Origin of the sequence: Psychroserpens sp. NJDZ02 (genome assembly GCF_004843725.1) — a bacterium.
Classification (GTDB): domain Bacteria; phylum Bacteroidota; class Bacteroidia; order Flavobacteriales; family Flavobacteriaceae; genus Olleya.
In genome coordinates, this window is sequence record NZ_CP039451.1 from 2,278,038 (window position 1) to 2,290,000 (window position 11,963).

The following is an 11,963-nucleotide window of genomic DNA, read 5'->3' on the forward strand; positions in this document are numbered from 1 at the left end:
TAAAATTAAAGCGTCAAGACAAATGGGAGTGAAGCTGTCTAATAGAAATTGGTATTATAAATTTTTGTCTAAAAATTTTCTAAAGAATTTACCCTCATAAATTGACTTTAGAACAAAAAAAAGGAACTACATAACTGTAGTTCCTTTTTTTATTATAACAATTTGGTTACGTGTATTAGTTAAACGACTTCTACAAATAGTCCATCATCAGTTTTGTTTACTTTGGCAACGCCTAATTTGGTTAAACCTTTTATAGTTTTATCCCACTTTTTATTACTTAATCCAGATTGCTCTTTAAGTGCGTTTAATTCTATTGGACTAACCGTTTTTAGTAAAGCAAGCACTGCTTTTTCTTCCTCATTCATTGGTACTGCTTTCTTTTCAGGTCGCATTTGAGGGAAAAATAAGACTTCTTGTATAGATTGATTGTTAGTTAAATACATAATTAATCTATCCATTCCAATTCCCATCCCAGATGTTGGAGGCATACCGTACTCTAAAGCACGTAAAAAGTCTTCATCTATAAATTCTGTTGCTTCATCATCACCTTTAGCAGCAAGTTTTAATTGGTGCTCAAAACGTTGACGTTGGTCTATTGGATCGTTAAGTTCAGAATAAGCATTTGCTATTTCTTTACCACAAACCATTAGTTCAAAACGCTCTGTTAATTCAGGGTTTTCTCTGTGTTCCTTACATAATGGGCTCATCTCTTTTGGATAATCCGTAATAAATGTAGGTTGGATATAATTACCTTCACATTTCTCGCCAAAAATTTCATCAATCAGCTTTCCTTTACCCATGGTTGCGTCTACGTTAATACCCATGTCTTTTGCTGCTGTTCTGATGTCATCTTCTGTTTTATCGGTGATATCAAATCCAGTAAAGTGCTTAATAGAGTCCGCCATAGTAACTCTTGCATAAGGTGCTTTAAAGTTTATTTTGTGTTCTCCAAAAATCGCTTCAGATGTTCCGTTTACCGCAATGGCACAATGTTCTAGTAATTGTTCGCAAAAGTCCATCATCCAATTGTAGTCTTTATAGGCTACATAAATTTCCATTGCTGTAAATTCTGGATTGTGTGTTCTGTCCATTCCTTCGTTACGGAAGTTTTTAGAAAACTCATAAACACCATCAAAACCACCAACAATTAATCGTTTTAGGTATAACTCATTAGCAATACGCATATATAATGGTATGTCTAAACTATTATGGTGTGTAATAAAAGGGCGTGCAGCTGCTCCACCAGGAATTGGTTGTAATATTGGTGTTTCTACTTCAAAATAACCTGAGTCATTAAAAAAGCTACGCATCGCATTAAATAACTTAGTACGTTTTATAAAAACCTCTTTAACGTGTGGGTTTACAGCTAAGTCAGCATAACGTTGTCTGTAACGCATTTCTGGATCTGTAAACGCATCGTATGTTTTACCGTCTTTTTGCTTAGGAATTGGTAGTGGTTTTAAAGATTTACTTAATAAAGAAAATCCTTTAACTAATATTGTTTTTTCTCCAACTTGAGTGGTAAACAATTCCCCTTCAATACCAACAAAATCTCCTAGGTCTAATAATTTTTTAAAGACGACATTATATTGGTCTTTATCTTCTCCAGGACAAATTTCGTCTCTGTTAAAATATAACTGTATACGTCCTTCAGAATCTTGTAATTGTGCAAAAGACGCTTTTCCTTGAATGTTAATTGCCATCAATCTACCAGCAACAACTACCTGTTTGCCTTCCTTGAACTCCTGTTTAATCTGTTTAGAATTGTCAGATACAGGATATAAATCTGCTGGATAAGGGTTGATACCTAACTCGCGTAATTTGGCAAGTTTTTCTCTACGTACGAGCTCTTGCTCAGATAATTGTGACATAGTTTTATTGTAAAAAAAAAATTAAGGCACAAAGATAAGCGTTTGTAACAAAAAATAAGTGATAACATTAAATAAGTACAGCATCAAACAATTAAATTTTCGAATAGATATATCGGGTGATATTTGTGTTTTGTTATTTTAGGATATAAAAGCGGTGTTTGTCTGGGTACTGCGCGAAAAATGAGTGTATTGTAATAATCAGTAACTAACTGACTATTACTTGTAATTTCAAGATAGGTTATAGAGAATAATCTTGAAAGATAAATTGTATCTTTGTACTATTAATTTTGCTATGAATAAAACGATACAACTACAGGATTTAGGGACAAAGGACTTTAAAGACACTTGGGATTACCAAGAGGAATTGTTTAAAGGAATTTTAGATACTAAAATTAAAAATAGAAGAGAAGCAGCGGGTTTAGAAACAGATAATTTTTTTCTATTTGTGGAGCATCCTCATGTATATACTTTAGGGAAAAGTGGAGATATGTCTAACTTGTTGTTAAATGAAGACCAGCTAAAAGCTAAAGGTGCTACATTTTATAAAATAAACAGAGGTGGAGATATTACGTATCACGGACCCGGACAAATTGTAGGGTATCCTATTTTAGATTTAGATAATTTTTTTACAGATATCCATAAATATTTACGTTTTTTAGAAGAGGTTATTATATTAACTTTGGATGAATACGGTGTAAAAGCGACACGTAGCGAAGGTGAAACAGGGGTGTGGCTTGACGTTGGAACACCTTTTGCGCGTAAAATTTGTGCTATGGGTGTTAGAGCAAGTCGATGGGTGACTATGCATGGATTTGCACTTAACGTGAATGCTAATCTGGGATATTTTGATAATATTATTCCTTGTGGAATTAGAGGTAAGGCAGTAAGTTCTTTAAACGTAGAACTGGGTGTTAAAGCAGTAGATGAAGTCGAAGTAAAAGCAAAAATATTAAAACATTTTAGTAAAATGTTTGAGGCTGAGTTTAAGCAGTAACAATTACGATATACCCTAATTATGGTTTTGTCTAAAAACTATAATTAGGGTATTAGTTATCGTTTTTAAGTATTATGCTTCGGCATTAAAAAACACTTTATAATAGTGCATTTTTTTCTCTTCGTCATAACCGCGTTCTAAATATTCTTGCGCAGCATCTGGAGAGTCTATATCTAATTTAATTTGGATGTTAGTATCCAATTTAATGTCTGTTTTGATTTTCTTTTTATCCTTCTTAACTACTGCTTCAGCAAGATCAAATTGATTTCTTAATAATATATTTTGTTCTCCTTCGTATTCTTTTTTGAAATCTTCAAATAACTGTATTTGGTTTTCTTCAGTAAAGACTTCTTCTTTAAAGCGCTCAACGTTTATGATTTCGTTCTCCTTAAAGTAATCGATTGTTTTTGCTAAAAAAATATTTCGTTCTTGTTCTCCAAAACTTGTTTTTAAAATCTCAGTAGAAAATTCACTACACATATCCAAGTAGTTATGTGTGTGATTATTCATGTCATCAGCATATTTGATGTTTAGAAAACGATCTAACCAGTATTGTGCATCATAACTGTTATTATCGACAGTCAAAATAATATTACCTTCCATGTCTGTTTGATTTAAAATCAAACACCCTTTATCAACTTTTTTAGACGAAATTCCTTTTTGAACTAAAACATCATAACTGCTATCTTCTAAAAAGGTTTGAAAGAAGTTGGTTTTATTCTCAATTTTAAATATTCCAATAGCATTAGTAACCATTTCTTTGTATTCAATACCTTCAAAAACAGCAACCAAAACATCTCCAGTTTTTATTTGAGCAGAATTACTTTGTTCAAATAAATGCTTAACTATATTTTTAGACATCTCGACAAAAGCATCATCGTCATTAAAGATTTGTTTACTGTAAGAGTTAATCTCGTTAAGCTCCACATTGGCGTGGTGGTTAAATCGGTAACTTTGTACAACGCTTCCAAATGGCCTTAGTAAAAAAGGCAACATAAGCTCATAACTCTCTTCGTCAAAATGAACTTCTTTTTCAGAAAAAGCATTTTTGGTGTCATTATGTTTGTTACCAACCTTGTGAATTATAAATTTTGAAATGGTAGCGAGTTTGCGTGTAATCATCTTGAAAATTGGAGTTTATTTTGAGTTACAATGTTACTAAATAAAGCAGAAATAAAACACAAAAAAACCGAAGACTTTGCTTCGGTTTTTAATAATTATAGTTTTTAATATTTAGTTTATTTTGTAAACAAGAATAGAGTTACGTTCTCCCTTGGTCACAAATTCTAGTTTAGAGTCGTTGTCAATATTGTCTAGATCAATAGCAGAAGTACCATAAACAGGAAAGTTGTTTTGCAATTTGGCATTGCTATCATATAGTAAAACCTTTTGTGTTTGTTTATCTGTGGTAGAAATGTATATTTTGTCATTTATAAAAAATAACTTTGCAGGCGTATAACTTCCAAAATCTAGTTCTAGCGTATGGTCTTTTATATTTAATAGGTTATTACTTTGAGAAAGCAACGTTTTAGTCGTAGAGGTGATGGTGTTATTCTCAGTCAAATTAGAATTAGCAATAGAAACTATACCTTTTTGAGTAATGGTCGCTATTTTACCATCAGCTGTTGTTGTTATAAAATCTAAATTATAATTTGAAACGGGTTGATTCGAGAAATTTAAATCTGTTTTAGGGCTCACTCTTGTTTTTCCACGTCGGTCTAAAATATATAATTTGGTGTCCGTTTTAAAAATAACGTAATCTTTGTTATTAATTCTAAGGTGCTGTGGTTGGGTATTTAGTGGTTCCTTTGCTGCTTTAAAATTAAAGCCTTTTACTTTTTGTCCTCTTCCATCATATAATAATACGTTTTTACCTTGAGTGACAAACAGACGATAATTTTTTCTTTTATCATAATCAAAAACAGATAACGGTTGTGTAATTTTATCAGAAAACGACATAGGAAAAGGTTTGACTTCATTCCCGTTTCTGTCCAAAACATAAAGACGTGTAGGTGTTACAAAAGCCAATTGTAAACGCCCATTTTTATACATGTCAATTTGCTTAATTTCACCTAGTACTGGGCCTTTTAATTGTTTTTTCCAAAGTATTTTACCATCATTGGTAATTAAATATAACTTGTTGGTAATATCTTGTACAATGATATTTTGTTGTTTAGTAAGGTGACTTTTTACAAATTGTGGATTGTTAAGTACATCGTTGTCTAGTTTGATATTAAACAATTCGGTGATAGAATTGTCATAAACAGTTGCTTTGCTTTGTTTAATTATAGCATTAAAATGAGCAAAGTTGGTATCGTAAATAAATTGTAATGCAGATGATTTGTAATTATCAAAATTTAAGTCGGAAGTAGTATTTAAATTAGTATTAACCAACTGTTTCAAGCTTGTTGGATTTAGGACTTGTAATATTGAAGATTGACTACTTAATCCTTTCTTGACCTCTTTATAGTATGAGCGGTCACTTAGAGTCGTTTGATTTTGGTGGTTAACTATTATGTTTTCTAACGTTTCGGTATTAGATGCAAAAATCAAAAACTGATTGATAATACAATATTTAGTTGCTTTTTTTAGTGTAATAAAAGGTTTTAAGGCATCTAAAAACAAGGCTGGTTTAGAGAAATTATAGATAGTGACACCTCTAAAAGTTTTAGTTTTCTCTTGTTCGCTAAGTAGCGTTTCTTGTGTGCCAATTAGATCTATAGAATTTAATACAACAGCGCTTGTAGAGTCACTATATATTTCGCCAAACTCAATAATATTATTAAATAAAGTTGTGTTTATTGCTGTACTGTCTACTTTGTTAAAACGATTTAGGTTATTTTTAAAAGTGTTATAATCGTTAAAAGTAATACTTAAAAAACCATCACTATTAGAAGGTGCGATTTGTGCTAACTGATTGTCTTGAGGGAGGGTGTTTTTAAATACGTTAATTAAGCTAGTGCTATCTTTTGCTTTAGTAATTCCGCTTAATATCAAGTTGTTTTGACTAACCTCAGTGTCAAAGGTTAAATGTTCAGTGAATTTTTTAAAAGTAAGAGCTTCATTTTTGAAAATTGATTTTAAAGTAGTATTGTTGGTAAATACAGAAAATGCGGAGTTTTCATCCTGTGTGGCTATTATTTTTTTAACTAAATCATTTTTCGTTTTATTATTAAACAAAACTTCTAAATGAGAAGTGTTATTAGAGCCTACTAAAACACCTGCTTGCTTTGTAACATATATAATTTGATTGTCAATGGTTAGTTTTTCAGCAGTAACTCCTTTTAATTGTATGGACTCCCTTTTAGTTTTGAGACTGTCTGGATTAAAAATCGAATCGTTTAATTTTGTTGCAAAACTATATTGTAAACTATCTTTTTTGTCTTTAAGTAAATTTATATAAATACGTTGTTGACTATCTATTTTGTTTAAAAAGTCAAGCTTTTTAGTCAAGTTTTTATAGGCAGCGGAATTTGATAGCGTTTTAATAAAATGATTGTTACTCGTGTTGCTTTTAAAGTTTTCTAGGTTATTGATGGTTAACACAAACTCTGAGTCGCTATAAATAAAGTCTTCAATCGTATTTTTTTTTGAAGACGGTTGACAAGAAAAAATCAGTAAAATTAAAAGGAGACTGTACCAAATATGTTTCATAAAAAGCGGAGTGTTTTAGCAAAGATAATAAGTTACAGTTCAAATTTCAATTGTTCTGGTAATAGTCTAAAGGATTTTCTATGGTATTTTGTGGCACCATATTTTCTGATAGCATCTCTATGTTGTTTAGTTGGGTACCCTTTATTTTGTTTCCAGTTATACATCGGGAATTCTTCATGGATTATATTCATGTATTCATCCCGATATGTTTTTGCTAAAACAGATGCTGCAGCAATGCTCATATATTTAGCATCTCCTTTTATAATTGTTTCAAAAGGGATGTCGTCATAAGGTTTAAACTTATTACCATCAACAATAATAAAGTCAGGTGATTTAGGCATAGCATCAATGGCTTTGTGCATAGCTAAAATAGAGGCATTTAAAATGTTTATGTCATCAATAGTATCTTCATAGATATGACTAAAACCATAACAGAGGGCTTGCTTCTCTATAATAGGCCGTAATAAGTCACGTTTTTTTTCGCTTATTTGTTTCGAGTCATTTAATATGGCATTTTTAAAGTTTGGTTTTAAAATTACTGCTGCAGCAGTTACAGGGCCAGCAAGACAACCACGTCCAGCTTCGTCGGTACCACATTCTAATTTGTGTTTGGAATATTTTAATTTAAGCATTAAATAAAAATGAAGGTTTAACGTTATAGTGTAATTCAATTTTGTGCCTTTCTTAACAGAAAGCATAAAACAATAAAGATATTTGCTATTTTTGGCAAACATAAATGTTTCAGCTTTAAATTAAAGGTCTAAAATAGTCACCATTTAATGAAAAAAATAATTTTCTCTTTCCTTTTATTCGCTTTCGTAAGTATAGCTTATGCGCAAAAGCCTACACTAAAAAAATCTTTTAATTCAGATTCAGGGGTGGAAAGCAATTCGTCTTCTCGACAAGACAGTACAAAGTCTAAAAAAACAAACACAAAAAAGAACGACAAGCAAAAAGCACTTATCTCAGACTATTTGATAATTTCATCTACTAGAGACACAACATATGTAGATACAACGTTAACTATTAATAAGGAATATAAATACAATTATTTAAGACGAGATAATTTTGGACTTATGCCATTTGCTAATGTTGGACAAACTTATAATAGTCTAACCTATGATTTTGGAAATACAAATCAGCTCCCTGAATTCGGAGCTAGTGCCAAACATTTTAATTATTTAAAAGCGGACGATGTTAATTATTATCATGCGCCAACACCGCTAACGGAGTTGTTTTTCAAAACAGCATTTACACAAGGTCAGCAATTAGACGCCTTTTTTACAACAAATACATCTAGACAATTCAACTTATCTATAGGTTATAAAGGCTTGCGATCATTGGGGTTCTATCAAAATTCATTAAGTAGTACCGGAAACTTAAGGATTACTTCTAGCTATAAGACAAAAAACAAACGCTACGTTTTAAATACACATTTTACATCTCAAGACATCTTTAATCAGGAAAACGGAGGCTTAAAAGATACTAATATAGCCTTCTTTGAGTCTGGTGATCCTGATTTTGATGACAGAGGAGTGTTAGAAGTTAATTTTGAAAATGCCGAAAATCTATTACTAGGTAAGCGTTTCTATTTAAATCATAGTTATGACCTTGTGCAACCTAAAGATTCTGTTAGTTCAAATAAAATTCAACTAGCGCATATTATGACGTTGGAAGATAAAATTTACACCTACGATCAAACTACGGCTAACACGGATTATTTCGGAGATTCTTTTCAAGCTAGTAATATTAAGGATAGGACAGAATTAGAGCAATTTACCAACCAGTTACAATTAAACTATAGTAACTCAATAATAGGTAACGTTCAATTTAATGCCACACATAATAACTATAATTATGGTTATGATAAACGTGTGATTTTAAATAACATTACAATTCCTAATAGATTAAAAGGTGATATACTATCTGTAGGAGCAAAATATAATAAGGAATATAAAGGGTTTAACTTAAAAGGACAAGCTGGATTAAACGTGTCGGGAGATTTTGATGGTAATTATATATCAGCAACAGGAGCCTACCAGATAAATAAAGATTTAAAAATATCCGCAAGCATTAATCATAACTCAGTTGCCCCAAACTTCAATACTTTATTATTTCAAAGTAGTTACAAAAATTATAATTGGAGTAATCAGTTTAACAATATACAGACCCAACAACTAATATTTAATGTGCAATCCAATAAATATGCAAACTTAACATTGGACCTTAGTACAATAAACGATTTTGTTTATTTTGCTAAAGATGCGGATGGTGGAGTAAAAGCGTTTCAAAATAGCAACCCCATTACATATTTAAAAGCTAAACTTCAAAAAGAAATTAGATATAAAAACTTTGCATTAGACAATACTGTATTGTACCAAAATGTAAAAGATGATTCAAACTCATTAAACGTACCACAAATAGTAACCAGAAACACGCTATACTATTCAAATCATATATTTAAAAAAGCAATGTTTTTGCAAACAGGAGTAATATTCAATTATTTCTCAGCATATAACATGGATGGCTATGACCCGTTAATAGCGGAGTTCTATACTCAAAACGATCAAGAGTTAGGGGCGTTCCCAAGATTGGATTTCTTTGTTAATGCCAAAATTAGACAAACCAGAATATATCTAAAGGCAGAGCATTTTAATGCACTCTTTTCAGATCCTACATATTATTCAGCGCCAAACCAGCCATTCCGTGATTTTACAATACGTTTTGGATTAGTTTGGAATTTCTTTTTGTAATATGATATAATTAGGGCGTTACCCAAAGGGTCGGGCTTTCACTACTCGCTTTTTTTACAAATGCTATACCTTATGTATGGTACAGTATCTAATAATGATCAATAGTCCTATTAATATTGGTGTTTAAAAAAAAAGAGCTCAAACAGACCGTTCTATCCCTAACGCGTTGCAAATCAGTAAATAAATTCAAACACAACCAACATTCGTAATCTACGGGTGGTTCAATCCAAAAAAACAATCAAAAATAGACCACTGTAATAAGCTAAGCATAAAGGCTTAACCATCATTGTTAAATTTAAATTAAAAAAAGATTACCAAAAGGGTTGTAGGGACCAAAAAGGCTTGTATATTTGCACCCCGAAAACGACGTAAGTATAACAGGTTAATTAGTGAGTAAGGAAACGTTCAGAGAGTTATTATGATAGTTTAATAGAAAAGAGTCAAATCTTTTCAAATAAAGCTTGTGGGATTTAAAAAAGCGAATTATATTTGCACCCGCTTAAGGAAATAACATCTTAAGAAACAGAGAAAAAAGTTCATAAACATATTGAATTGACAGCGTACGAATTTAATTGGAAACGATTAAGTTCAAACAAGAGAATAAGCCATTTTGAGTAAAGAAATATTTCTTTAATTGTTAAGCATATTAGTGGAAACACTTAAAAATTTAACGATGAAGAGTTTGATCCTGGCTCAGGATGAACGCTAGCGGCAGGCTTAACACATGCAAGTCGAGGGGTAACATTTTAGCTTGCTAAAGATGACGACCGGCGAACGGGTGCGTAACGCGTATAGAATCTACCTCTTACTAAGGGATAGCCCAGAGAAATTTGGATTAATACCTTATAGTATATAGCCCTGGCATCAGGATTATATTAAAGATTACGGTAAGAGATGACTATGCGTCCTATTAGCTAGATGGTGTGGTAACGGCACACCATGGCAACGATAGGTAGGGGCCCTGAGAGGGGGATCCCCCACACTGGTACTGAGACACGGACCAGACTCCTACGGGAGGCAGCAGTGAGGAATATTGGACAATGGAGGCAACTCTGATCCAGCCATGCCGCGTGCAGGATGACTGCCCTATGGGTTGTAAACTGCTTTTATACAGGAAGAAACACTCTCTCGAGTAGAGAGCTTGACGGTACTGTAAGAATAAGGATCGGCTAACTCCGTGCCAGCAGCCGCGGTAATACGGAGGATCCAAGCGTTATCCGGAATCATTGGGTTTAAAGGGTCCGTAGGTGGATAATTAAGTCAGAGGTGAAATCCTGCAGCTCAACTGTAGAATTGCCTTTGATACTGGTTATCTTGAGTTATTATGAAGTAGTTAGAATATGTAGTGTAGCGGTGAAATGCATAGATATTACATAGAATACCAATTGCGAAGGCAGATTACTAATAATCAACTGACACTGATGGACGAAAGCGTGGGGAGCGAACAGGATTAGATACCCTGGTAGTCCACGCCGTAAACGATGGTCACTAGCTGTTCGAACTTCGGTTTGAGTGGCTAAGCGAAAGTGATAAGTGACCCACCTGGGGAGTACGTTCGCAAGAATGAAACTCAAAGGAATTGACGGGGGCCCGCACAAGCGGTGGAGCATGTGGTTTAATTCGATGATACGCGAGGAACCTTACCAGGGCTTAAATGTAGATTGACAGGACTAGAGATAGTTTTTTCTTCGGACAATTTACAAGGTGCTGCATGGTTGTCGTCAGCTCGTGCCGTGAGGTGTCAGGTTAAGTCCTATAACGAGCGCAACCCCTGTTGTTAGTTGCCAGCGAGTCATGTCGGGAACTCTAACAAGACTGCCAGTGCAAACTGTGAGGAAGGTGGGGATGACGTCAAATCATCACGGCCCTTACGTCCTGGGCTACACACGTGCTACAATGGTAGGGACAGAGAGCAGCCACTGGGCGACCAGGAGCGAATCTATAAACCCTATCACAGTTCGGATCGGAGTCTGCAACTCGACTCCGTGAAGCTGGAATCGCTAGTAATCGCATATCAGCCATGATGCGGTGAATACGTTCCCGGGCCTTGTACACACCGCCCGTCAAGCCATGGAAGCTGGGAGTGCCTGAAGTCCGTCGCCGTAAGGAGCGGCCTAGGGTAAAATCGGTAACTAGGGCTAAGTCGTAACAAGGTAGCCGTACCGGAAGGTGCGGCTGGAACACCTCCTTTCTAGAGAAAGACGATTAAAGAAAAAAAAGTAAAGACAATATAAATTGTTTATTCTCCTGCTGTTAATTTAAAATCTATTATAGTAGAGTCTCATAGCTCAGCTGGTTAGAGCGCTACACTGATAATGTAGAGGTCGGCAGTTCGAGTCTGCCTGAGACTACTAACTACTATAATTAAAGGAAATTCTAGAAGTTGTCAATTCTAAATATATAATTCTGAATAGCATATTCGGGATACCTATATTGGGGGATTAGCTCAGCTGGCTAGAGCGCCTGCCTTGCACGCAGGAGGTCATCGGTTCGACTCCGATATTCTCCACAATCAGTTTAGATACTGAAAACGTTCATTGACATATTGAAAAAAGATACATGAAAAATAATATGAAATTTATTTCATAATTATATATAATATTAAGGATATTAATTTATTAATATTTTTAGTAGAACTCATTAAAAAAGCAAATAGTACAATAAGCTAAATAAGAGCGTATGGGGAATGCC

6 protein-coding genes, 2 tRNA genes and 2 rRNA genes (1 of these 10 only partly in view) are annotated in these 11,963 nt (G+C 33.6%); 6 read left to right on the forward strand and 4 right to left on the reverse strand.

Annotation, left to right across the window (positions count from 1 at the left end):
- Positions 1-179 precede the first annotated feature (179 nt).
- Positions 180-1,871, reverse strand: coding sequence for a lysine--tRNA ligase (lysS, locus tag E9099_RS09845; protein ID WP_136583463.1), 1,692 nt, complete (start codon positions 1,869-1,871; stop codon positions 180-182).
- A gap of 292 nt (positions 1,872-2,163) precedes the next feature.
- On the opposite strand from lysS, the gene lipB reads away from it, so the two are divergent.
- Positions 2,164-2,865: a lipoyl(octanoyl) transferase LipB gene (gene lipB, locus E9099_RS09850; protein ID WP_136583464.1), complete on the forward strand. Its 702-nt coding sequence runs from the start codon at positions 2,164-2,166 to the stop codon at positions 2,863-2,865.
- 72 nt (positions 2,866-2,937) lie between these two features.
- On the opposite strand, the gene E9099_RS09855 is transcribed toward lipB, so the two are convergent.
- The 3 genes from E9099_RS09855 to E9099_RS09865 all read right to left on the reverse strand — a co-directional run bounded on the left by E9099_RS09855 (position 2,938) and on the right by E9099_RS09865 (position 7,151).
- Positions 2,938-3,987 (reverse strand): nucleoid-associated protein, encoded by a 1,050-nt coding sequence (locus E9099_RS09855; protein WP_136583465.1) that lies wholly within the window; start codon positions 3,985-3,987, stop codon positions 2,938-2,940.
- A 111-nt stretch (positions 3,988-4,098) separates the two neighbouring features.
- Entirely contained in the window at positions 4,099-6,519 is a 2,421-nt protein-coding gene (locus E9099_RS09860) for a ribonuclease HII (protein WP_136583466.1), read from the reverse strand.
- Positions 6,520-6,551: 32 nt separating this feature from the next.
- Entirely contained in the window at positions 6,552-7,151 is a 600-nt protein-coding gene (locus E9099_RS09865) for a ribonuclease HII (protein ID WP_136583467.1), read from the reverse strand.
- 147 nt (positions 7,152-7,298) lie between these two features.
- Between E9099_RS09865 and E9099_RS09870 the strand changes: the two genes are divergently transcribed.
- From E9099_RS09870 to E9099_RS09890, 5 genes are all read left to right on the forward strand, one after another.
- A complete protein-coding gene (locus E9099_RS09870; protein ID WP_136583468.1) occupies positions 7,299-9,272 on the forward strand; it encodes a putative porin in 1,974 nt (657 codons plus the stop codon).
- A gap of 670 nt (positions 9,273-9,942) precedes the next feature.
- A 16S ribosomal RNA gene (locus E9099_RS09875) occupies positions 9,943-11,463 on the forward strand.
- A gap of 86 nt (positions 11,464-11,549) precedes the next feature.
- Positions 11,550-11,623 (forward strand) — tRNA-Ile (locus tag E9099_RS09880).
- A gap of 84 nt (positions 11,624-11,707) precedes the next feature.
- Positions 11,708-11,781: transfer RNA gene (locus tag E9099_RS09885), tRNA-Ala, on the forward strand.
- Between the two features lie 149 nt (positions 11,782-11,930).
- Positions 11,931-11,963 (forward strand): 23S ribosomal RNA (locus E9099_RS09890); it runs 2,788 nt beyond the window's last position.
- Together the 16S and 23S rRNA genes with 2 tRNA genes alongside form the textbook arrangement of a ribosomal RNA operon.